We start from the raw sequence: 24,736 nt of genomic DNA on the forward strand, positions 1-24,736 counted from the left end.
GTTAACTGTTAACAAACCGGTTAATTGCCACTCCAATCCCTTTCATAAATCCATTATTATTAAAATCGGGCTTTCGGAAACTCTGTAATTCTTAAGATGCTGGTAGCTTCAGGTACTAATTCCACCTCTAACGCTTCTCCGGTTTCCACTTTATCGGGATAGGCCGTTGGTTCCACCCAGTTTTTAAGTTTCCAATTCAGCACTTTTTTAGCCTTTACCCTTAGTTTAATCGGGCTGTTACCATAATCCCAGGGATACCCGGTAACATGGGTTTGTATCACCTCTATATCATCTGCTGAAATAGCTTTATCTAAAGCTACGGCCCATCCGGAGTTCATTATTTCCTTTGGAAAATACTCATAGGCCGGAAACTCAGGACTCGACTTGTCACCGGAATCATAAGTACTCTTTCTAACAATGCTCTCTATTGGGTAAGAGAACACCAAAGGACCATAATTAACAGCAACACCATTGCCTCGATCGTCAATCTTAGGAGCCGTTTTAAAAGCTACTTCAATCACATCACCTGTTTTGAATCTTCTGGAGATAGTTTTAAAAAAGGTATGATCGGTTCCTTCCAGAGACGTTTTACCATTCAGATGGATAATATAGGCATCCGCCCATTTTGGAATTCTTAAACCAAGACTTACTTTGCTCGATGGTGCTTTATCAATTTTTATTTTCACCTGATGATCGAACGGATAATTAGTTTCCTGGGTAAAACTAAAATCGCCTTTTTTCAATGGTATGGTTATGGTTCCCGGCATGTACAAGGCCAGTTTAACAACATTATCTTTTACCATACACGACCTGTTGATAAAGGTTGGTAACATACGATGAATATTCCCGGCGCAACATTCGGTATCATGCCCCGGACGGTAGCACAAACGCCCTTTTGCTACTGAGCCCCAACCCACATCGTCATTGTAAAAACTGGAGGCATTGGTGCTTATCAATAAGTTAGGCATTTGGTAATACTGGTAGGCCTTAAAATCTTTTGAGATCAGACTGAAACTTGCATTATAAAGCACCTTTTCCATTTTATCAGCAAAATAGGGATCTTCAGTTGCCAAAAGCGACCACCCCGTTGTCCATCCAAAATCGATCAGGCTACAGGCCTCCGTACTTTCGTTAGATCCTTTACCTGACAGCCCTTCATGATTACTATAACCGCCATCGGCCAATTCATGGGTGTCTTCTAAAAGTTGATAGGCTTTGTAAAGGGCCTTTTTATATAATTCTTTACCCGTAATTTGATATAATACTGCGGGAAGTTTTAAGAACTCATGATAGGTAACCGCATGCCCGGCAGGCACCACACCTTCCTGCATGCCTTTCGCTGAGGTCCCATAACTAGTTTTATTTTTTCCAGCTTTTTCCAGGACTTTTTCCTGAAACACTCCATACAGCTTTTCAGCGGTTTCAACATACCATGTATCGCCGGTAATCACATATAAATGCGCTAATAATTCCACATGTAACACCGGTCGGATCTCAAAACCGCCTTTATCAACAGCATCGAATATGTCCTGCTTACCAAAGACAGCCTTGTAATGTTTATCAATGGCTTCCAGGAGCTCCGCATCTTGCGTTACTTCATATTTTTCAACAAGCATCCGCATAATGACCACCATAGGCCAGCCTTCTTTATCGAGCCCTATTTTGCCTGCGTGCAAAATCCCTTCATCATCTGCATTAGCTAAAATATAACTCAGGTTTTCATTGGCTTTTTGTACTAAGGCTGATGTCCCGGTCATAGTGCCGCAACGAAGTATCCCATCCAGATAATATCCGGTTTGTTCGTAGGGCCACCAATCACTTCCTCCGGCATACTCCCTATCGCGATAATCCATGTTTTCGGTCCACATGCCTGTATTAAACGGGAATCCGCTTTCTTCAGGATGACTGCCCAAACCTGCCACCTGACGGTTTAAAAACTCTTTGACCCAACCTTCGGGTTTATATTGATTAGATGCTATGTCAGTTGTGAATTTGGATTGCGCATTAGTCATACCAACACCAATCAAAAGCAATAGCACCAAATTAAAATATATTTTATAACTCATTTCTATCTAAAATTCATTAATATCTGATTTCTCCGGCACTCGCTTTGTCAACAAAGGCTTCCCTGGCCTTTTTCATCTTTAAGATGTTTGGTAAATGCGGATCGGGCCACAGGTTTTCTACATTATCGGTATTCCATGCTTCATAATCAGCCTGTAACTCGGCTACCTTTTCCGGCATAGCCTTAAGGAGATTATCTTGCTCATAGGGATCGTTTTTTAAGTTGAACAGAAACTTTTCCCCCCGAACCTCTTCTTTGACCAATTTATAATCACCTTTTCGAACGCAATACCCGGCACCATCGGAATATCTCCAGAATAACTCTTTATGAGGTGCTCCATTTTTTTCACCTTTGACATATGGCAGTAAATTGGCACCATCCAATGCATCAGCTTTTTTATAATTGATATTAGCCGCTTGTAGAACGGTAGTGAAAATATCGTACGCAATTATAGGCTCTTCATATCTGCTTCCGCCTTTAAACCCGGCCGGCCAAGACATTAAGAAAGGCACCCGAATCCCACCTTCAAATAACAGGCCTTTTTGGCCTCGGTAAGGATCCTGACTGGAACCTTTTCCATGGCCGCCATTATCGCTATAGAAGAATATAAGTGTATTGTCATACTCCCCGGTTTCCTTAAGTTTTTTTATGACTTGTCCAATACCGACATCCATCCCGGCTACCATGGCGGCATAAGCTGCTCTATCTCCTTGTTCAATATGGTCAACTAAATCTAAATGCGCCTGTGTAGCTTGTATAGGCGCATGCGGCGCATTATAAGCCAGATACATAAAAAACGGCTTATCTGATTTTGAGTAAGCATCAATATAGTTGACAGCTTCCCTTGAAAAGTCATCGGTTAAATGGCTCAGGTTTTCAAGCGGTTCGGGTTTGCCATCCCGCATGATCTGATGCCAGGTGGTGAAGTTCTTTTCCCAGGATTTTCCCCAGTAGTTTCTGGAGCCTCCTGAAAAACCAAACCAATCGTCATAGCCTCTATTATTGGGCCAGTACTCCGGCGTGTGTCCCAAATGCCACTTCCCAATGGCACAGGTTTGATAGCCATTGCCTTTTAAAACTTCCGAGATCATGGGCTGATCTAAAGGCAAGCCCATTACCGGTCCTTCAAAATCTTTGCCTATATTATTCTCGCATCCAAAACGCTGTTGGTATCTCCCCGTTAGTAATCCTGATCTACTTGGGCCACAATAGGAGTGGGTGGCGTAGCCTGCAACAAAGCTTACCCCATCATTTGCCAAATTATCTAAATGGGGTGTTGGGATATCGGTGCAACCATTAAAACCTACATCACCCCAACCCAGATCATCGGCCAGGATGATGATGACATTAGGTTTTTCACTTCGCTTTTGGGCTTGAAGCTGAATCGTTATTAATGCGAATACGCACGGGACAATCAGTTTTTTTATCATTATTTAGCAGTTTAGTTTAATTTGGATTGTAAAATTAAAACTCAAAAACACTAAATCACGGAATTAGGTTGTATTATAACTACACATAATTAATTTTTAACTACATTTAAACTACATTTGCTCATTTCATAATACGCCACAACCTTCAAGGCCAATATTTGTTTTGCTATGAAAATCAGCTATTTAAAAGACATAAGACGTTTTACCATCATCTGTTTTGGACTGGTTTTTACTTTCATATCTACTGCACAGATCATAGATACCACTGCATTTTCCATTCAGACCTTTCCTGAAGAAGGTTTTACCTTAGCTATGAGAGACCAGGGCAAAGCTTTGAAATATTTTAAAGATCGGGCCGATCATTATTTGACCGAAAAAGACACCGCCAATTACATCCATTGCATGGTAGGATTGGCTCATATAGAACAGAATAGGGGGAATTACAATAAAGCCTTTGACATTGTTTGGAACACGTTGCCATTAACCAACGACGTTCCTGACAAGTTCCCCGTTTTAAAATTATACAGAAAGCTTGGCTTATTATATGGCATATATGGCAAAGACAGCCTGGCACTCCATTATCTAAACAAAGGCTTAGAAATAGGCAAGGTATTTCATAATGCCAAAGAAAATCCTCTGGCCAAATTAACATCGGGATATTTTAGTATCGCGAACCAGTATATCAAGATGAATGACTACAATACCGCCTTAACATATTTAGATTCTTGTTATATAGACCAATCATCGGACCAACGACATTATTATGCAGACGCCTTGTACGGCCATGTTTATACCCAAAAAGGCAATTATCTTAAGGCCGAAACATATCTCAATAACATCATTCCCTTTTTTGAGCAGCAGACCCACGGTTATCAGGCCAAAGCCAATGCCTATATAGCGGACTTAAAACTAGCTACCGGTGAACAGGACAGTGCCATTTATTATTATGAACGCTCCCTTCGCGCCATAGATTCGTTGATGGTTCACAATGAGATCAAACCAGATGTATTAGAAAAATTAGCGCTTTTATATTATTCAAAAAACGACAGATCCAAGGCGTTTAAATATATGCAAGGCGCCAAATTTATGTCGGATAGCCTGTTTAACACCCAAAGCAGACATAATAAATCCCTGTTTGAAATTAAGAACCAATACCAGAAAGACCTCTCAAAACAAAAGGAATTGATTTTGGCTCAAAATAATTTACTGGAACTAAAGGATAAAGCCGGATTTAGGCTAAAGCTCCTCATCGGCATCCTGCTCGTTTTGATCATAATAACTTTAATTACCTACAGGCTAAAAACCCGCATGAAGCGCATGGTTTATGAACAGTCTGTGGTCCAGGAAAAAAATGAAGCCATTCTGGAAGCTAAAAACAAAGAACTTACCGCCAATGCCCTCCAGATCATAGAAAAGGAACACACTGTTACAGAATTGCTGGATGCCCTTAAAGCGAGTGACCCGGACAAGTATAGAACCCTGAGCAGCCAGCATAAACGGGACAATAAAAAACTGTGGGAAGACTTCAACCTGCGTTTTGCCAAAGTGAATAACAAATTCTATGCACGCTTACTGGAATTGCATTCTGATCTAACACCAACGGACCTGAAGCTTTGCGCCTTGATAAAATTGAATTTTGACAGTAAGGAAATGTCGCAGATCCTGGCTATTTCCACCCATGGCGTCCATACGGCGCGCTCCCGGGTGAGAAAGAAATTAGGGCTTTCCAGGGAAGATAGTTTATCTAATTATATTGCTACTATTGTTCAGAAAGAGGCTTCGTAAATGGGGTTAGGCACCAGTTATAGAGATGTAATTTGTAACCTTTTAGTTTGTTTAGAACTTTATTGTGGATTCCTGCCTTCGCAGGAATGACAAGCCTTTGCCTAAACAGTCTAACTTCTGTCACTCCTGCGAAGGCAGGAGTCCATTAGATGAAATCGTCCCCTTGAGGGGACTTTAGGGGTGTTTGAAACCAACCTTTATAATAACAATCTCCTATCCCCATAATTTAGAACGGGTAACGCGAGCAGATCCTGAAACTAGTTCAGGGTGACAATGTAAATTTACTTCTCGATACAATCACGCCTTAGCGTGATCACTCGAAGTGACAGCAGTAATGATATGTAGACCAAGCTTGTCATTCCTGAGCAGGCAGGAATCCATTAGATGAAATTGTCCCCTTGAGGGGACTTTAGGGGTGTTTGAAACCAGCCTTTATAATAACAATCTCCTATCCCTATAATTAATACGGAAAACGGGAATAGACCCTGAAACAAATTCAGGGTGACAAAGCAAATTTGGAAAGACTACGTTCTAAGAAGTACGAGTCAGGTTAAATTCTATGCAATTTATACGGATACACACCCCCGGCATTCCATTGGCAGACATACAGATTTTTATCATCATCTACGCATACATCGTGGCAATGCTTAAAAACGGGTTCGGCCTGGTACATCAGTTTTAGTTTCCCGTTCTTATACTTTGGCTTGGTACCACCCGGATTAGAAACCACCTTGTTGTCTTTATCCAAAATAGTCACAAAACCTTTGTTCATCTTCATATTGTATTCGCCTCTTTCCATACCAAAGCAAACCCCTGAATAGAGGTTATCACCATCAATCACCGGACGACTGACATAGGCGCCGGGTAAATAGTAGGTTTCTAAATACTTACCGTCCAGACTGAAGCGTTTAAAGGCATTTTTAATTCGCGCCGAACACAATAACGTTGGATTATCAGGGTCGCGGGTATCCAGGGCTACGCCATGGGCTTGCTTAAATTTGGCTTCCTGTAAAAAGCTATCACCCCCGAATTTTCTAATAAAATTGCCTTTGGCATCATATTGTAAGATGAATTGGGAGCCATAACCATCGGCAATATAGATGTCGCCGTTAGGGCCAATGGCGGTTTCGGTTGGCCTAAAATGCATGCTTTCCCTATAGGCTCCTTCCTTGGCAGGATGTTTTAAGTCCATTATGATTTTACCATCCAAAGTACATTTTAAGACCTTACCCTTATTGGGATCTGTAATATACAGGTATTCCGAATCCCCTTCATCATGAAGCATCAACCCATGACCTCCCGGTAATTTTAAGGTCCAACTGTCCAATAATTTACCTGATTTATCATAAATAAGAATATTGTTCTTAACATGATCGGTCAGCATGATTAACCGGCCCTTTTTGTCCATCACCATCTCGTGACAGTTTTTAACCGGATGGGTTTTAGGGTTCAGGTTCCCCCATTCCCGTTCTAAGCGATATTTGAAATCGCCGTGCCCCAGTATAATATCTCCTAATTTTGGTTTGGAAGCCATAATATGAAATGGTACGGCTGACGCTATGGTTGTTGCCGCAACAGCCCTGGTGGATGTTTTTATAAATGTTCTTCGCTGCATAAGGTTTATGATAAAATGTCTTTAACTACATGGCCGTGTACATCGGTGAGTCTAAATCGACGCCCCTGATGTTTAAAAGTAAGCCTTTCATGATCCATTCCCAAAAGATGCAAAAGCGTTGCCTGAAAGTCATGTACATGTACCGGATTCTCTACCACATTATAACTGAAGTCATCGGTTTTTCCATAGACCATCCCTGCTTTTACACCGGCTCCGGCCATCCACATTGAAAAGCATCCCGGGTGATGATCCCTTCCGTAGTTGGTTGCGGTTAAGCGCCCCTGCGAAAAACTGGTTCTTCCAAACTCACCGCCCCAGACTACTAAGGTATCTTCCAATAGACCGCGTTGTTTTAAATCCTTTAAAAGACCGGCCGTTGCCTGATCGGTGTCCCTGGCCTGTCGTTTGATGCCTCCCGGCAAATTACCGTGCTGATCCCAGCCCATGTGATAGAGCTGAATAAACTTGACATCACGTTCTGCCAAACGGCGGGCTTGTAAACAATTGGCAGCATAGGTTCCCGGAATCCGGGCATCTTCGCCATATAATTTGTAAATATGATCGGGCTCATCTTTAGTATCAACCGCTTCCGGTACGGAGCTCTGCATCTTATAGGCCATCTCATATTGATTGATCTTGGATTGGATTTCCGGATCATTCCAAAGGCCATATTGCCGGTCGTTTAAGGCTTTTATATAATCCAGGGCCCGTCTGCGGTCTTGGTCGTGTACCCCATGCGGATTATTCAAATACAATACCGGATCTTTTCCGGAACGAAACTGAACCCCCTGGTGATGCGAGGCCAAAAACCCGTTGCTCCAGGCTGCAGAACTCAGGGGTTGGGCGCCGCCGCCTTTAGATACCAATACCACAAAATTGGGTAAGTTCTTATTGTCACTTCCTAACCCGTAGCTTAACCAGGAGCCTATGGACGGACGCCCACTCAACTGGGAGCCTGTTTGCAAAAACATTACGGCAGGCTCATGATTAATAGCTTCGGTATACATGGAATTGATAATGCAAAGCTCATCCACAACCTCAGCGGTATATGGAAAAAGCTCGCTCACCCAGGCACCGGACTGTCCATGTTGCTTAAAATTAAAAATGGATTGCACCAAAGGAAAGGTGGATTGGTCAGTTACCATCCCTGAGTTCCGTTGGGTCCCTTTAACCGATGGTGGAATTTCTTTTCCATGCCATTTGGCTAAAGCCGGCTTATAGTCCCAGGTTTCAATTTGCGAGGGTGCCCCGCTCTGGAACAGGTAAATGACCCTTTTAGCTTTTGGTAAAAAGTGAGGTCCGTTCATCCCACCCATAAGCGTATTTCCGAAAGCGGATGCCGGTGCCAACATAGAACTCAAAGCTATGGAACCAAAACCTAACGACGCTTTCTTTAAAAACCCCCTTCTGGATTCTGCAAATTGTAATTGTCTTTTTATGTCATCCATGATATTTTCTTTTATCGTAATGTGTAAGCATCGGTGGTATTCATAATACCATTTATAACCGTTGCCAAAGCAGCGGCTCGTACTTTATTGGTTTTATTATTTATAGGTGTTTCACCAATATTTAAATAAGCTAAGGCATCGTCCTGTTCAGTTTCAAATCTACTCAGCTCATCCCTATAAAATTTTTCTAAAATATTTAATTCATGAGCCGCCGGTGTTCTTCCTGTTCCCAGCTTAAAGGCATGTTGCAATTGTGCTGTGGTATCATGCGGGTGCTGTTCCATAAGATTTTCTGCCAAAACCCTGCCGGCTTCTATGAATTGGGGATTATTAAGCAGTGCCAGGGCCTGTAAAGGCGTACTGGTTTGTCGTCTTTTTACAGCACATACACCGCGATCGGCTACATCAAAAATGCTCATACCAGGTGGTGGGGAGGTACGTTTCCAAACAGTGTACAAGCTTCTTCGGTATAGTCCTTCACCCGGTTCCTGAAGATATTTATAACGCCATTTCTTATTGCTCAATGCATCCCAAAGCCCTTTGGGTTGATAAGGATATACACTGGGGCCACCAATCTTATCAGACAACAGGCCACTAATGGCAAGGGCATTGTCACGTATCATTTCGGCGGGTAGCCTAAAGCTTGGCCCTCTGGCCAATAGGACATTTTCCGAATCTAACTCGAGTAACTTGTTATCCACTTTAGAACTTTGTTGATAGGTGGCAGACATCACAATTTGCTTATGCAAAGCCTTGATATCCCATCCGGATTCCATAAAACTTACCGCCAGGTAATCCAACAACTCCGGATGCGATGGTAAGCTTCCCTGACTTCCAAAATCATCGGCCGTCTCTACAATCCCCCTTCCGAAATGCATTTGCCAAATCCTGTTTACAAAGACCCTGGCTGTTAAGGGGTTTTCCTGACTAAACAACCACTTGGTTAATCCCAATCGGTTTTTAGGAAGTTTATCATCAAAAGGAAGAATGGCCTCTGGCACTCCCGGAAACACTTCTTCGGTTGGAGCATCATATTGTCCGCGATCAAGCACAAAAGTTGGTCTTGGTTCCTTTAAATCACCTAAAACCATAATTTCCGGAATACTATCCACATGCTGAGTGAGCTGTTTTTTCAATCCTTGCAATTGCCGTTTTTCAACTTCGAGAGGCGTGTGGAAATTGGCAAAATAATAATCGGATAGCCGTTTTTTGTTGGTATCAGCTGTCTTAGTCTCAAGTATTTCTTTTAATGCCTTTTGGTCTTCAAGGTATGTTATCTCAACTGCAGACAATGCTTTATTATAAATCTTCAAATTGTCAATACCACCGTCCACAAAAGACCGCATACCATCACGTCTTCCAATCCGGAATCCATGAAACCCATAGGTATGGAGATCCCACTTAAAAAGAATGGATTTATAAAGATGGTCCATATCAATGTTCACCGGAATTTCTTCTCCATCTTTAAACAAGCGAATGCCTTCGGCCCTTCCGGAACCATCATAAGATATGGTGATATTGGCCCATTCTTTCTCTTTAATGGGAGCCTTAGAGCTTATTTGAATGGCATTGGAAGGCCACGAGAACGCCATAATAAATTTTAAATGGTTGTTTTCCAAATGAAACGAATAGCCTTTATACCCATTTCTGATATCTTCACAATGGTTGAATACCATGGCATCTTCATAGACCTTATCCGGAAAAATGGACAAACTCACAGAAAAGGGATCGGTATGGTCAAACCAACCCACTTTTTTAGGCAAATTAAAATTGGTAAAATCATTTAAGAACAAGGCTTTCCCTTTCTGTCCGTCTTTAATTACGGGGTCTTTTGCACTGGCCGCTTCAATACTGTTATTAGCAGGAATATTATATGTGTTTTTCCCTTTAGGAATAAACTTATCAAAGGCATACTCAGCTACTAAGCTGTTTTGCGTTCCATTGACTACGCTTTGGTAGATACCGGCATTACCCTTATCCAGCCAACTATTAAAATCTGACTCACTTTGTTCCTTTATAGCCTGAAGTTTGGCTGTCGATTTATCAATATCCCTTTCTAAAAATTCAATAATTTGTTGCTGTTCCTTATTGGTAAGTAATAAGGAGGGGCCGGGTGTTTGGTCGGGGCCGTAAACCGCCGTTCCTATTTCGTTCGTGCTGTTAAAAAAGGCTGCTAATTCATAGTGGTCCTTTTGGCTAATAGGATCATATTTATGGTCATGACATCGGGCGCATTCTACCGTTAAGCCTAAAAACGCCTTGGACATGGTAGCGGTTCTATCAGCTACGTACTCCGCCCTGAACTCTTCAAAAACGATCCCTGCTTCGGAATTCTTTTTATGGAGTCTGTTGAACGCTGTTGGAAGTACAGTTTGAACATCAGCATTGGGCATTAAATCTCCTGCCAATTGCTTAGTTACAAATTCTTCATAAGACATATTCCGATTAAAGGCACCAATCACCCAATCTCTATACGGACTAAAATCACGGTGCTTGTCATCTAAATACCCATCACTATCGGCATAGCGTGCCACATCCATCCAATCAGCTGCCATACGCTCGCCATAGGCAGTAGTTCCCAACAAGGCGTCCACCAGGTTCTCATAGGCATCGGGCGAGGTATCTTTGACAAAAGATTCGATCTGCTCAACGGTAGGCGGCAATCCGGTCAAACTAAATGACGCACGCCTTATCAATGTTTCTTTGGTAGCCCTTTCTGATGGCTTTAGACCATGGCTTTCAAGATTAGCAGCTACATAATGGTCAATCTCATTTTCTACCCATTCCTTATGTTTTGTTTTTGGTAAGCCGGATCTCTCAGGTTTGATAAAAGACCAATGCGGTTTGTATTCCGCGCCCTGTTGAATCCATTTAATCAATAAGGCTTTTTCCGTATCAGTTAAGGTCAAATTAAATTCGGGCGGTGGCATGACCGCATCTTTATCCGGTGACAAAATTCTATCTACCACATGGCTTCTACCAGGCCTTCCGGGAACAATCCCATGGATCTGCTCCTCACCCAGGGTCATAAAGGCATGCTCCGAGGTATCCAGTCTCAGATCCGATTTCTGATTATCGGCGTCCGGCCCATGGCAGGCAAAACACTTATCCGATAAGATCGGTTTGATATGATAATTAAAATCAACCGTCTCCGGAATACGTTCCATAGCCGGTATAAGTGCGTCTGGTGTTCGCCACCCACAACTGTATACCAGCATTAAAATTATTAAACTTAATGCGTTGAATCTCATACCTTTTAAATCGTCCTGAATTCCAAATATAACCATCATTATTAACAGTTAATACGTGAATAAACTGTTTTATTAACTGTTAATAAATTATTTGTTACCTTTAAAACCTACACTAAAACACTGCATGGAACCGCAAGATCATCATAAGCTTCTTGAACGTATTATTTCCAGTAAATCCTTTGGAAAATCGGGCACTTATGCTAATCTGTTAAAGTACCTGGTGAACTGTACCTTAAACCAAAATGTTCCCAAAGAGACGACTATTGCCTCGGAAATTTTTGGAAGAACTGATTTTGATCCCTCACAAAACACCTTGGTGCGCGTGTATGTGTATAACCTGAGAAAAAAGCTTGAAGTCTATTATGAAAACGAAGGGAAGCATGAAAAAAAGCGCTTAAGGATCCCCAAGGGCAGTTATGAAATTGAATTTGTTGCAAACAAAGCGACACCAAAACTCAAAAAACAATATCCCTTAAAGACTATTATTGGTGTCTTATTATTTTTATTATTACTATCCCTGTTCTTTAACCTGAAAACTTTAAATGGAGCATCAGAATCTGTTTTTAATACATCCGAATTATGGAAAGGGGTTCTGTCAGACCAACAACCTTTAACCGTTGTTATAGGCGACCTGTTTATTTACGATGAAATTGACACTATAAACAATACGGCTAAAACCATACGCCATGCACGCGTGAACTCCGTAACCGAATTTGAAGACTTCGTTTCCAAGCGCTCAACCGAACATGTAACCTATGAAGCCGGCGAATATACGTTTCTCATTTACAACAGTGCTTTATGGATCAAGGACCTCACCAATATTTTCGCCAAAAACGATAAAATTTTTGCAGTGAGGAATATGGCACGTTTTAACCCGAAAGCCTTACAGGACGGGGATTTTATGGTTTTAGGCATGATCAAGACCTTCGGTTTATTCAGGGATTATACCGAAACCACGGCATTCCCCTACAACACCGAAGAGGATGCCATTGTTTATACCGATAGTACCGGCCAAAAAAAGTTACTTCGTCCCTTTGGTGATCCCAACGCCTATCATACCGATTATGGCATTATTATGAAAATACCGGGCTCAAACAGCAATGACATTTACCTCTTTGGCGGCATATGGGATACCGGTGCCTCACAGAGCTTAAAATATTTTACCGATGGCAGTTTGCTTACCGAACTGGAGGATCAGATGCTGGCAAAGTTTGGAGCCATTCCCCAATACTATGAGATCCTTTTTGAGGTTAAAGGCATCGATCGTATGGAATTGAATCCTACCATTCTTGAGATCAACAAAAAAACAGCCGGTGACCTGTTCAGGAACTAAACTAAAATAAAACCATTGGCACTGTTTATTATAGATGCAATCGATTGTATAAAATCAAATAAAACTTTATCTTACAGCACCTTTTTCGTATTTTGAATGAAAATAGTATTCGACGTCAGTTCGAGTGGTCCCGTCCCGATAGCAATCGGGATTAATTGGGATTGTATCGAGAACTCCTTAAAAAGGTAAAATTTACTTGAATTGACAGCATTTCATCGAAAAACAAAACTGGTGTCGCAACAGTCGACTAAATGGGTCAGGTATTTAAACACTATTTTTTAGGTTAAAAAGAAATGAAAATAGCACTTCTAAAATTCTGCATAGGTAGTATGGGCTTTCTATTGTTGTATTCCTGTATGACTAATCTACCGGAAAACGTTGCTAAGGAATACGAAGCGATTACTGATGATGTGGCCTTTAATATAGACATCAAACCTATTTTATCCGATCGCTGTTTTGCCTGCCATGGCCCCGATGAAGAAAACCGAAAAGGCGATGTGCGATTAGACACAGAGGACGGGTTATTCGCAAAAAGTAAAAACGGGAACAAGGTGTTTGTCCCTAAAAATACAGCCTCCAGTGAAGCCATTAGCAGGATCTTAACAAACGACCCGGAATTGATGATGCCACCTCCGGATTCCAAACTCCAGCTTAGCGACAAGGAAAAAGCCCTTTTAGTGAAATGGGTAGAGCAAGGCGCCGAATGGAAAGAACACTGGGCCTTTATCCCACCTAAGGAAACGCCGGACATCCCGGAAGCCAAAAAAGATTGGCAACAGCATAACGAAATTGATCATTTTATTCAAAACGAATTGCCCAGGTATGACCTGGAACCGGCTCCCGAAGCTGATAAGCTGCAATTGCTCAGAAGGGTCACGATGGATCTGACGGGGCTTCCTCCCACGTTGAAAGACATTGAATTCTTTAAAAATGACTTAACCGACGATGCTTACGAACGCCTGGTGGACCGCCTCATGCAAACCGATGCCTTTGCGGAACGTTTAACCTTGGAATGGCTGGACATTGCCCGTTATGCGGATTCGCACGGCATTCATGCCGATGGGATCCGAACCGCTTACCCCTGGCGCGATTGGGTCATTGATGCCTTTAAGGCCAATATGCCCTTTGATCAGTTTATCACGGAGCAAATGGCGGGCGACCTGATACCCAATGCCACCCGCGACCAAATCATTGCCACGGCCTTTAACCGCAACCATCCCATGACCGGTGAAGGTGGCGTGATCGATGAAGAAGTGCGCCTGGAATACGTGGCTAACAGAACCAACACTATGGGAACAGCCCTGTTGGGCCTTACTCTGGAATGTGCCAAATGCCACGATCACAAGTTTGATCCCATTTCGCAAAAAGAATACTTCCAGCTATCCAGTTTCTTTAACAATATCAAAGAATTGGGCATGACGGGTAACGACGGTGATTATGGCCCTGTGGTGTACCTGACCAATGACGAGCAGGATAAAATCATTGCATATATCGACACGCAAATAGCCGACCTGGAGCAAAAGGCCGTTAAGGAAATACCGAAACCGCTTAAACCGGTGATCTATCACGGCTTTGAAACCATAAAGAACAAGCATATTGTTGATAACAGGTCGCAAAGCAAGACCACCGGTGAGGTAGATCTCATCCCCGGGAAAAAAGGGAAAGCCGCCAATTTAGACCATATGGATGATTCCATCCGGTTAAACGGTTTGCCTCAATTTGAAGGGAACGAACCTTTTACGGTAGGCTTGTGGACCTACCAGGAAAAGGATAACCATAAGACCAAAACCTTAGTCGGTAACGGGGGTTCCAAAGACCAGAAATGGCGCGGCTGGGAAGTGTATCTCGACAGTATGAACCGGGCGGCGTTCCGCATTGTAAGCGTCCTGCCACATGATTACCTGCACGTTACCAGTGAACAGGCCGTTCCGCTCAACGAATGGACGCAGATTACCGCTTCCTATGACGGTACCATGAAAGCTGATGGTGTAGCTATTTATATTAATGGAAAAGCTGTTCCCACTAAGATCTATTTTGATCAGTTAAGCGGTTCCAGTTATCCCATCAGCGGGCGTTTTTCAAAAAACAACAGAGACCTTTCGGTTGGCAAAAGTTACCGGCGTTTTACGGGTGATGACGGCATCTATACCGGGGCTATTGACGAATTATATGTTTATAACGGGGTTATTTTACCCGGTGAAGCTAAAAAACTTTATGGAAGATCACCTCAGGAATCCCGCATAGGTGTTAAAGGTTTTGATCTTAGTTCAGGCAACAGAGGTGCCATAGCCGCTTTAAGAAAAGAGCGCCTCCAACTTTACGATACCGTCCCCAATTTAATGGTCATGCGCGAAGCTCCGGGCATTAGGAAAACCCATGTCCTGGGCCGCGGGCAGTACGACAACAAAGGCGAAGAAGTTCATCCCGGAACCATTTCCAAAGTGCTGCCGTTTGACGTCACAAAATATAAAGAAAACCGACTTGGTTTAAGCCAATGGCTCTTTGATGCCGACAATCCGCTGACGGCCCGGGTAGTCGTAAACCGCTACTGGCAGATGCTCTTCGGTACCGGTATTGTAGCCACTACAGAGGATTTTGGGAACCAGGGGGCTTTGCCCTCACATCCGGAACTTTTGGACTGGCTGGCGGGCGAATTCAAAGCCTCAGGCTGGGATATTCGGGCGCTTATCAAATTGATAGTTATGAGTGCTACCTACAGGCAATCGTCTAAGATCACAGAACAAAGTTTAGCAGTAGACCCCGAAAATAAATGGTTATCAAGGAGTCCGAATTACCGCTGGCAGGCCGAATTTATCCGGGACAATGCCCTGGCGTCCAGCGGACTGCTATACAACAAAGTAGGTGGTAAAAGCAGCAGACCTTACCAGCCACCGGGATTGTGGATAGAGATCGGTAACTTCTCCCCGGCCCTGATGTATTTTAAAAAGGATGCCGGCTTTGAGCAGTACCGCCGCAGTATGTACACCTTTATCAGGCGTACCTCGCCGCCGCCGTTTATGACCATCTTTGATGCCCCTAACCGGGAAGTATGTACCGTAAGACGCGAACGCACCAATACGCCTTTGCAAGCCCTGGTCTTGCTGAATGATCCGCAATTTGTCGAGGCTTCCAGAGCCCTGGCCTGCCGGTTATATGAAGATCCCGAATTAGCTTTTGAAGACAAAATAAAAAAGGGCTACCTGCTCACCTTAACCAGGGAGCCTCAGGATGATGAGATGGCTATATTGAAAGCCCTGTACCGGGAGCAACTGGAGTATTTCAGCAAGAAGCCCAAAGCCCTGGACCAATACCTGAACATCGGGGATTTTAAAGTCCCTGAAGTTTTGGATAAACATAAGATCGCTGCCCTGTCGGTAGTCTGTAACACCCTGTTCAACATGGATGAAGTGTATACCAAACGCTAGATAAAACACACTGTATTATGTGCGACCATATTAATAAATCATTTACCAGACGTGATTTCCTGTCTAAAACCTCTTTAGGACTTGGAGCGCTGGCTATGAGCCAGATTGTGAATCCGCTACATGCCATGACCTTTAGCAACCCCGGAAACGGTATTTTAGGGCAGCCGCATTTCCCGGCGAAAGCCAAACGGGTGATCTACCTGCTACAAAGTGGTGCCCCGGCACAAATGGACCTGTTTGATTACAAGCCTCTACTGGATAAGATGCACGGCCAGGAATTGCCGGACAGTGTACGTAAAGGCCAGCGTTTAACGGGTATGACGGCAGGACAAACCAATTTACCCTTGGCACGCTCAGTTTTTAACTTTAAACAACACGGTAAAAGCGGCGCCTGGGTAAGCGACCTGATGCCGCATGTAGCCGAAATTGCCGATGAGCTGACCTTTATAAAATCCATGTACACCGAGGCCATTAACCATGATCCGGCCATCACCTTTTTCCAGACCGGATCGCAGTTTGCGGGACGGCCTGCCATTGGTTCCTGGGTGAGTTACGGCCTGGGCAGCGATAATGAAAATTTACCGGCCTTTGTGGTGCTGGTGACCAAAAACAAACGCGGGCAACCTCTATACTCCCGCCTTTGGGGGAATGGTTTTTTACCATCGGAACACCAGGGCATCCAGTTTAGAGCGGGTAAAGACCCTGTGTTATATTTAACCAATCCGGATGGCGTGTCGTCTGAAATGCGCCGTGGCCAGCTAAAGTCTTTAGAGGAATTACAACGCATTCAGGCCAACATTACCGGCGACCCGGAAATTGATGCGCGCTTAGCGCAATACGAGATGGCTTACCGTATGCAAACCTCGGTGCCGGAAGTGACCGATACGAGTAACGAACCGGATCATATCTATGAGATGTACGGCCCTGACAGCCGGAATCCGGGTACCTATGCTGCCAATTGCCTGTTAGCACGCCGCCTGATAGAAAAGGATGTGAAGTTTGTACAGTTGTACCACCAGGGCTGGGATACCCATAACAACCTGGTACCACAGATTAAACGACAGGCTAAGGAAACCGATCAGCCTACAGCGGCCCTAATTAAAGACCTGAAACAACGGGGCTTACTGGAGGACACCTTAGTGATCTGGGGCGGGGAATTCGGACGTACCAACTATTCGCAGGGCTCTTTAAAGTATAATAGTTTTGGCAGGGACCACCACCCGAAATGTTTTACCATCTTTATGGCCGGTGCCGGCGTGAAGCCCGGTATCACCTACGGAGCTACCGATGATTTCTGTTATAATATCACCGAAAACCCGGTACATGTTCATGATTTCCAGGCCACCTTAATGCACCTCTTAGGTATTGACCACGAACGCCTCACCTTTAAATACCAGGGCCGCCGGTTTAGACTCACCGATGTGCATGGGCATGTGGTGAAGGATATTTTGGGGTAATAATAGTAATAAATTTTATTAATGCCAATAACATCCGCTTTTGGCATTTTACACTTCTACTAGATTTGAGAACTAGCTAAATTTCACAATTCGTCTAGGAAAGTATGGTATTAAAGAGAAGACTTATTAATATTTTTTGAAAGAAATTTCGTTTAAGTTATCAAACTTCATTACCTTTAGTCCATCTCTCGAACTAGGGTAAGATAGCATTCTATTAAGTTTACCTTAATCATTAAATGTAATTGAAAATTGCAGAGGTTGTAAATGAAGTTTAACGAAGACTCTAGAGTAAAAATACCGGCTATTTTACATCTGGTCCGTTTGGGCTACAAATACTTATCCTTAAAGGAGAATAGTTGGGATGAATCAACAAATATCTTTACCGATATATTTACGGAATCTATAAGTAGAATAAATCCAGATTTATCTAAAGATGATATCAATCGATTATTTGATGAGCTTTCGTTAATACTAGAGAATGAAGACTTAGGTAAGGCTTTTTATGAAAGATTGGTATCAAGGTCCGGAATAAGACTAATTGACTTCGAAAAATTTGACAACAATGATTTTCATGTTGTTGCAGAGTTGCCATGCATTAAAGATGATGAGGTGCTCAGACCAGATATAACACTTTTAATTAATGGGATGCCATTAGTTTTTATTGAGGTTAAGAAACCAAATAATCCAAAGGGGATTCAAGTTGAGCATGAAAGAATGGCAATGCGCTTTCAGAATAAAAAATTCAGAAAGTTTATTAATATTACGCAACTCATGGTATTCTCAAACAACATGGAATACGATGATAGTTCCCCGGTGCCGTTGCAAGGAGCGTTTTATTCATCCTCATCTTATAGTAAACCAATCTTTAATTATTTTAGAGAAGAGGAAGAGTTTGATTTATCATCAATCTTAAAACCTGAAGACGCAGCAATAGAAGAGTTTGTGCTAAAGGATAACAACCTTGTATCTATCAAGAATCAAACGGAATTTCTAACAAATAAGAATCCTAAAAAACCAACTAATAAGATTTGTACATCTTTGTTTAAAAAAGACCGCTTGGCATTTATTTTACAATATGCCATGGCATATGTGAAGACAAGGGATGGTTTACAAAAACATGTGATGCGCTATCCTCAGTTATTTGCAACTAAGGCTATCGAGAATAAATTAGAGGAAGGAGTTAAGAAAGGTATTATATGGCATACTCAGGGAAGTGGCAAAACAGCTTTAACATACTATAACGTTAAACACCTAACAGATTACTATCAAAAGAAATCGGTTATACCTAAGTTTTATTTTATAATTGATAGAATTGATTTGTTAATTCAGGCAGGAAGAGAGTTTTCAGCTAGAGGGTTAACGGTTCATAAGATAAACTCCAGGGATGAATTTGCCAAGGACATTAAATCGACTAGTGTCATTCACAATAGTTCGGGAAAGGCTGAAATAACGGTAGTTAATATTCAAAAGTTTAAGGATGACCCTACGGTGATAAAGAACATGGACTATAATGTAAATATTCAGCGTATTTATTTTATGGATGAGGTTCATAGGAGTTATAACCCCAAAGGAAGTTTCTTGGCTAATCTTAATGAATCTGACCCTAACGCTATTAAAATTGGATTGACAGGAACACCGCTATTAGGTAAGGATTATAATTCTCGCTCATTGTTCGGTGGTTATATTCACAAATACTATTACAACTCCTCAATTATTGATGGTTACACATTAAGGCTTATCCGTGAAGAGATTGAGACCAGTTATTCCCTGCAACTAAAAGAAATTCTGGACAACATTAGAATTCAAAAAGGGTCGGCTACCAGCAAGGATATTTACGCCGATTATCGCTTTGTAGAACCCATGTTAAAATATATTGTCGAGGACTTTGAACGAAGCAAAATCTCAAAGAATGACAACTCTATCGGAGGTATGGTAGTTTGTGAATCTTCGGAGCAGGCTAAAATGATGTATGAGTTATTTAAGAGTAATTACGCTTCTGGCGAAACATCGGTTTTATCAACAGCTGCCGAACCTGATGCATCTTATTCAAAGAAAAAGAAGTCTGAACGGAAAGTAGATTCTGCAGCATTGATTCTTCATGATATTGGCACCAAGCAAGACAGAAAAGATTGGGTAGAGGCTTTTAAAGATGGGAAATACGACCTATTGTTTGTATACAACATGCTTTTAACTGGTTTTGACGCCCCAAGACTTAAGAAACTGTATATAGGTAGAATCATTAAAGCTCATAATTTGCTTCAGACTTTAACTAGGGTTAATAGGACTTATAAAGACTTTAGATTTGGTTATGTAGTTGACTTTGCTGGTATAGAGGAACAGTTTAAAAAGACAAGTCAAGATTATTTCAACGAGCTACAGAATGAATTAGGTGATGAATTGGAATCATATTCCAACTTGTTCTTAACTGAAGAAGAGATTACAAAACGTATCAACCAAATAAAGGACACCCTCTTTCATTTTGATACGGTTAATGCTGAAAACTTTTCAGCCCAAATTTCTCAAATTTCCAATAGGGCTCAAATGTTAGGAATAACCAAAGCTTTGAATGATGCCAAGAGCCTATATAACCTTATCCGTTTATCTGGCAATTATGAAATACTACATAAATTAGATTTTAAAAAGCTTAGTATATTAGCACGCGAAGCAAACAATCATTTATCACTTATAAATACTAAGGAAGCACTTGAGAACAATGTAGATACCACTAATTTACTTAACGTGGCGTTAGAAGATGTTTTCTTCACCTTCACCAAAGTTAAAGAGGAAGAAATGATTCTTGCTGACAAATTGAGAAGTACTCTGCAAAGAACAAGAGAAATGTTGGCAGGTAATTTTGACCAAAAAGACCCTGAATTCATTTCATTAAAAGAAGAGTTGGAGCGCCTATTTAAAAAGAAGAATTTAGCTGAAATTGAAGCAGAAGAAATGAAAACTAATATTGATGCTTTAAACACTATTTATAATCAGGCTAAGGAGTTAGAAAGAAAGAATCAATTACTTAGAGCTAAGTACGAGAATGATGAGAAGTATACTAGATTACATAAACGCTTAATGGAGAAAGACCCATTAACGGAAAGCGAATCAAAATTATTTGAAGCCTTACAAGGCTTAAAAAAAGAAATAGATGCTCAGGTATTACAAAACTCCCAAATGCTAAATAACGAAAGCTACGTGGAGCGTATGATGATGAGAATCGTTATTAGTGAGCTTAATAAAAAACACCATTTGCAGTTAAATCCTGAAAGAACAAGGAGGATTAACGGTTTATTGGTAAAAGAATATATGAATGAATACCACGGAAGAGTAGCTTAGGTTAGTATTAGTGTGGTAAAATGGATGGTATGACAACTACAATTGAATTTGAAAAAAAGACTAAAGCACTCATAGATGACCTTAAAAGTGTCTGTGCTAATTATGGTCTTGGAAATGACGGAAACGAGTTTAAGATAATTACACAAGTCTTTTTGTATAAGTTTATGAATGACAAATTCATTCATGAGGTTAAAAAGGCAGATGACAGTTTAGCTAAAGATGATAATCTAGACGAAGCACTTTCTAAAATGAGTACTGATGATTATCAAATGTTGGAAATGCAATTAGATGAGAACACAGCTTTACTAAGGTCAGAGCATTTCATAACTAGTTTATTTCATAGGCAAAACGAAGATAATTTCGCAAATATATTTGATAATACCTTGTTAAGTATTGCCGCCTTAAATAGTGATATCTTTTCGGTAATGACTGAAGGGGGCGAAAAGATTGTTCTGTTTGAAAACCTTAGCAAATATGTTACAGACAAACGAGATGATTTCTGTAAAGCTATAATCAACAAGCTTGTTAATTTTAGCTTTGAGCATATTTTTCATGAGAAGTTTGATTTCTATGCGACCATTTTTGAATACTTAATAAAAGATTATAATACGAATAGCGGGGGTAAATATGCGGAGTATTTTACACCGCATGCTGTTGCAAAAATCATGGCAAGATGTCTTGTTAAAGAGGATGTTCAAAACGTTACTTGTTATGACCCCTCGGCAGGTTCTGGAACTTTACTTATGAACTTAGCACATCAAATAGGCGAAGATAAGTGTACTATTTACTCACAAGATATTTCTCAAAAATCTTCAAACTTATTAAGGTTGAATTTAATTTTAAATGACCTGGTACATTCCGTTCCAAATATTGTAAAAGGCAATACCGTTATAGAACCTTATCATAAGGAAAATGGAGAATTGAAAAAGTTCGACTATATTGTTAGTAATCCTCCATTTAAACTGGACTTTTCGGACTATCGTGATGACCTAGACACTAAAGAAAATAATGAGCGATTCTTTGCAGGAATACCTAATATCCCTAAGGCAAGTAAAGATTCAATGGCTATTTACCTAATGTTTCTTCAACATATAATATTTTCTTTGAAAGAAGATACAGGAAAGGCCGCAATAGTTGTTCCTACAGGATTTATAACTGCCCAAAGCGGTATTGACAAAAGAATACGTCAAAAGTTAGTAGAAGAGAGAATGTTGGCTGGAGTGATATCAATGCCAAGTAACATTTTTGCCACTACTGGTACAAATGTCTCAATGTTATTTCTAGACGCTACCAACAAAGATGAGGTCGTTTTAATTGATGCCTCAAGATTAGGAACCAAAATAAAGGAGGGAAAAAGTCAAAAGACCGTATTAAGTTATTCTGATGAGGAAACAATAATTGAAACCTTTAATAAAAAAGAAATTAAAGATGATTTTTCGGTAGTGGTTTCATATGATGAGATTAAAGCTAAAAACCTTTCTCTAAGTGCCGGACAATATTTTCAGGTCAAAATTGATTATAATGAAATTTCACATTCAGAGTTTAGTGAATTAATGGAAGGGCATGAAAGTAGACTTTCTGAGTTATTTGCTAAATCAAGTGTTTTAGAAAGCAGAATAATAAAAAATATAAAGTCGATGAATTATGATAATTAATATAATCGAAACGACCTTAGAAGATATTGCTTCGCCTGATAAAAAATCCATCATCTCAGGGCCTTTTGGGTCAAATATTAGTAAGAAGTATTTTAAAGAGGATGGTATTCCAGTTATTAGAGGAAACAATTTAAGTACCGAAGGGATAAAATTCAAAGATTCAGGCTATGTTTTTGTGACTAAGGAAAAAGCTGATAAATTGAATTGTTATGCCGTCAAAGACGATTTAGTATTCACTGCGGTTGGGACATTAGGCCAGGTTGGAATTATCCACGATGAAATGCTTTATAAGGAATATGTTATTTCCAACAAACAGCTTAGGTTAAGAATTGATAAAGAAAAAGTAAGCCCACTTTATGCTTTTTACTGGTTTTCTTCAAAATGGATTCAGAAACTTATTAACCAAAGAAATGTAGGAAGTACTGTTCCTCTAATAAATCTAACAGTACTCAAGAAATTGCCAATACATTTTCCGGAATCACTAAAAACTCAGAACAAAATAGTTGAGATTTTGGAATCTTTAAACACCAAAATTGAAGTAAATAAAAAAATCAATGCTGAGTTAGAAGCCACGGCAAAACTCATCTATGATTATTGGTTTGTACAGTTTGATTTCCCAAATAAAGATGGAAGACCTTATAAATCATCTAGAGGTAAAATGGTTTATAATGAAACCTTGAAACGGGAGATTCCTGAAGGATGGGAAGCGAAAGATTTAAAAGGAATTGAATCAAATATTATTACAGGAAAAACACCTTCAACTAAAATCAAAGAAAACTTTGGTGGAGATATCCCGTTCATTACTATTGATGATATAAGACAAAACCGATTTATTTATACAACAGAACGAACACTTACTAAGCAAGGTGCAGAAACCCAACAAAAAAAATATATAGAAGAAAATGACATTTGTGTTTCTTGTATAGGAACTGTAGGAGTGATTGGCTTTGCTGGAAAAAAATCTCAATCCAATCAACAAATAAATACAATTTCAAATATAAACCCAATAAACCGTTATTATCTCTATCAATATTTGAATGACTACTTTAATTTTAATGTGGCTGCGAAAAAAGGGGCTGTTTTGAGCAATATGAACAAAGGGGAATTTGAATCAATACCTATTTTGAACCCTAATGAGGAATTAAAGAAACTTTACTTCGATAAAATTGATGATGTTTTTAAATCAATATCAAATAATATCAAACAAAACCAAAAATTAGCTTCTTTACGAGATTGGTTATTACCAATGTTAATGAATGGTCAAGTTACTATTGGAGAACAAAAAGATGAATTAAATATAGCTGCAGAACTAGGTGCGGTTTATGAAAAAGATAAAGTTTCTTTGGATAGTTTGTTTGAAACTATCAATTATGACTATGAGGTTGCTGCTATTGTATTACTTACCAGACAGATATTAGATAGAACCTACGGCAGAAAGTTTATTCATAAAATGTTTAGTAACATTCAATTTTTAGAGTCATTACCCGTATTTAAAGAATTAGAATTTCAAGAAAATGGTTGGGGTATGTATTCCTCTATTATTAAGAAAACTATTGAAAACAACAAGTTCATTCGTTTTGATGAAATAAATGAAAAAGTAAGTGTTCTTAATTTTAACTACAAGCATATTAAGGAAGTTTCTAACTGGATGAAGGATGAGGAAAATCAAGACTTTGTTTCTCAGGTAAAGCAAATGCTTAAAATTTATCAAAAGCCTTTGATAAACAAAGATATGGACCGTATAGAGCTTCTCAATACAGTCCTAGAATGTATGAATGTTTTAGATACAGATAATTTTGATTCCATTTATAGCAAAATGAAAAAATGGCCAATGCGTGAAGACGGATATAAAAACAAAGCTGAAAAGTTTACACCTCAAGAAACTAGACTGATGATTGATTTTATAAAGGAAATTCAATAGTTTTTTAAGCCCCAGTAA

General features: G+C 40.4%; 12 protein-coding genes. 7 read left to right on the forward strand and 5 right to left on the reverse strand.

Annotated elements, in window-relative coordinates; all coding sequences use genetic code 11:
- Positions 1–59: 59 nt before the first annotated feature.
- Positions 60–2,066, reverse strand: coding sequence for a beta-L-arabinofuranosidase domain-containing protein (locus Q0983_RS00990; protein WP_299547380.1), 2,007 nt, complete (start codon positions 2,064–2,066; stop codon positions 60–62).
- A gap of 16 nt (positions 2,067–2,082) precedes the next feature.
- Positions 2,083–3,495 (reverse strand): sulfatase-like hydrolase/transferase, encoded by a 1,413-nt coding sequence (locus Q0983_RS00995; protein ID WP_299547383.1) that lies wholly within the window; start codon positions 3,493–3,495, stop codon positions 2,083–2,085.
- Positions 3,496–3,663: 168 nt separating this feature from the next.
- On the opposite strand from Q0983_RS00995, the gene Q0983_RS01000 reads away from it, so the two are divergent.
- Positions 3,664–5,280: a tetratricopeptide repeat protein gene (locus Q0983_RS01000; protein ID WP_299547386.1), complete on the forward strand. Its 1,617-nt coding sequence runs from the start codon at positions 3,664–3,666 to the stop codon at positions 5,278–5,280.
- A gap of 550 nt (positions 5,281–5,830) precedes the next feature.
- Here the strand turns inward: Q0983_RS01000 and Q0983_RS01005 are convergent.
- Genes Q0983_RS01005 through Q0983_RS01015 form a run of 3 tightly spaced genes read right to left on the reverse strand, consistent with a single transcriptional unit; the run spans position 5,831 to position 11,633 of the window.
- Positions 5,831–6,895 (reverse strand): 6-bladed beta-propeller, encoded by a 1,065-nt coding sequence (locus Q0983_RS01005; protein ID WP_299547389.1) that lies wholly within the window; start codon positions 6,893–6,895, stop codon positions 5,831–5,833.
- A 5-nt stretch (positions 6,896–6,900) separates the two neighbouring features.
- Positions 6,901–8,343: a DUF1501 domain-containing protein gene (locus tag Q0983_RS01010; RefSeq protein WP_299547392.1), complete on the reverse strand. Its 1,443-nt coding sequence runs from the start codon at positions 8,341–8,343 to the stop codon at positions 6,901–6,903.
- A gap of 11 nt (positions 8,344–8,354) precedes the next feature.
- Positions 8,355–11,633 (reverse strand): DUF1553 domain-containing protein, encoded by a 3,279-nt coding sequence (locus Q0983_RS01015; protein WP_299547394.1) that lies wholly within the window; start codon positions 11,631–11,633, stop codon positions 8,355–8,357.
- Between the two features lie 85 nt (positions 11,634–11,718).
- Here Q0983_RS01015 and Q0983_RS01020 point away from each other — a divergent pair, with 85 nt between their 5' ends.
- The 6 genes from Q0983_RS01020 to Q0983_RS01045 all read left to right on the forward strand — a co-directional run bounded on the left by Q0983_RS01020 (position 11,719) and on the right by Q0983_RS01045 (position 24,718).
- Entirely contained in the window at positions 11,719–12,927 is a 1,209-nt protein-coding gene (locus Q0983_RS01020) for a hypothetical protein (RefSeq protein ID WP_299547397.1), read from the forward strand.
- A gap of 293 nt (positions 12,928–13,220) precedes the next feature.
- Positions 13,221–16,352 carry a DUF1553 domain-containing protein gene (locus Q0983_RS01025; RefSeq protein WP_299547400.1) on the forward strand — a complete coding sequence of 1,044 codons (3,132 nt, stop codon included), beginning with the start codon at positions 13,221–13,223 and terminating at the stop codon, positions 16,350–16,352.
- Between the two features lie 17 nt (positions 16,353–16,369).
- Positions 16,370–17,809: a DUF1501 domain-containing protein gene (locus tag Q0983_RS01030; protein ID WP_299547403.1), complete on the forward strand. Its 1,440-nt coding sequence runs from the start codon at positions 16,370–16,372 to the stop codon at positions 17,807–17,809.
- Positions 17,810–18,073: 264 nt separating this feature from the next.
- Positions 18,074–21,142 carry a type I restriction endonuclease gene (locus Q0983_RS01035; protein WP_299547406.1) on the forward strand — a complete coding sequence of 1,023 codons (3,069 nt, stop codon included), beginning with the start codon at positions 18,074–18,076 and terminating at the stop codon, positions 21,140–21,142.
- Positions 21,143–21,171: 29 nt separating this feature from the next.
- The gene (locus tag Q0983_RS01040) at positions 21,172–22,797 is read left to right on the forward strand and encodes a class I SAM-dependent DNA methyltransferase (protein WP_299547409.1); all 1,626 of its coding nucleotides are present in this window, start codon (positions 21,172–21,174) and stop codon (positions 22,795–22,797) included.
- A complete protein-coding gene (locus tag Q0983_RS01045; protein ID WP_299547412.1) occupies positions 22,787–24,718 on the forward strand; it encodes a restriction endonuclease subunit S in 1,932 nt (643 codons plus the stop codon). Before Q0983_RS01040 ends, Q0983_RS01045 begins: the two co-directional genes overlap by 11 nt.
- The last annotated feature ends 18 nt before the right edge of the window (positions 24,719–24,736 follow it).

Origin of the sequence: Seonamhaeicola sp., from assembly GCF_028281565.1 — a bacterium.
Classification (GTDB): domain Bacteria; phylum Bacteroidota; class Bacteroidia; order Flavobacteriales; family Flavobacteriaceae; genus Seonamhaeicola.

Coding starts and splice junctions, on each gene's coding strand:
- Q0983_RS01020 (WP_299547397.1), top strand. CDS start 11,719: ATGGAACCGCAAGATCATCATAAGCTTCTTGAACGTATTATTTCCAGT.
- Q0983_RS01030 (WP_299547403.1), top strand. CDS start 16,370: ATGTGCGACCATATTAATAAATCATTTACCAGACGTGATTTCCTGTCT.
- Q0983_RS00995 (WP_299547383.1), bottom strand. CDS start 3,495: ATGATAAAAAAACTGATTGTCCCGTGCGTATTCGCATTAATAACGATT.
- Q0983_RS01015 (WP_299547394.1), bottom strand. CDS start 11,633: ATGATGGTTATATTTGGAATTCAGGACGATTTAAAAGGTATGAGATTC.
- Q0983_RS01005 (WP_299547389.1), bottom strand. CDS start 6,895: ATGCAGCGAAGAACATTTATAAAAACATCCACCAGGGCTGTTGCGGCA.
- Q0983_RS01045 (WP_299547412.1), top strand. CDS start 22,787: ATGATAATTAATATAATCGAAACGACCTTAGAAGATATTGCTTCGCCT.
- Q0983_RS01040 (WP_299547409.1), top strand. CDS start 21,172: ATGACAACTACAATTGAATTTGAAAAAAAGACTAAAGCACTCATAGAT.
- Q0983_RS01025 (WP_299547400.1), top strand. CDS start 13,221: ATGAAAATAGCACTTCTAAAATTCTGCATAGGTAGTATGGGCTTTCTA.
- Q0983_RS01035 (WP_299547406.1), top strand. CDS start 18,074: ATGAAGTTTAACGAAGACTCTAGAGTAAAAATACCGGCTATTTTACAT.
- Q0983_RS01000 (WP_299547386.1), top strand. CDS start 3,664: ATGAAAATCAGCTATTTAAAAGACATAAGACGTTTTACCATCATCTGT.
- Q0983_RS00990 (WP_299547380.1), bottom strand. CDS start 2,066: ATGAGTTATAAAATATATTTTAATTTGGTGCTATTGCTTTTGATTGGT.
- Q0983_RS01010 (WP_299547392.1), bottom strand. CDS start 8,343: ATGGATGACATAAAAAGACAATTACAATTTGCAGAATCCAGAAGGGGG.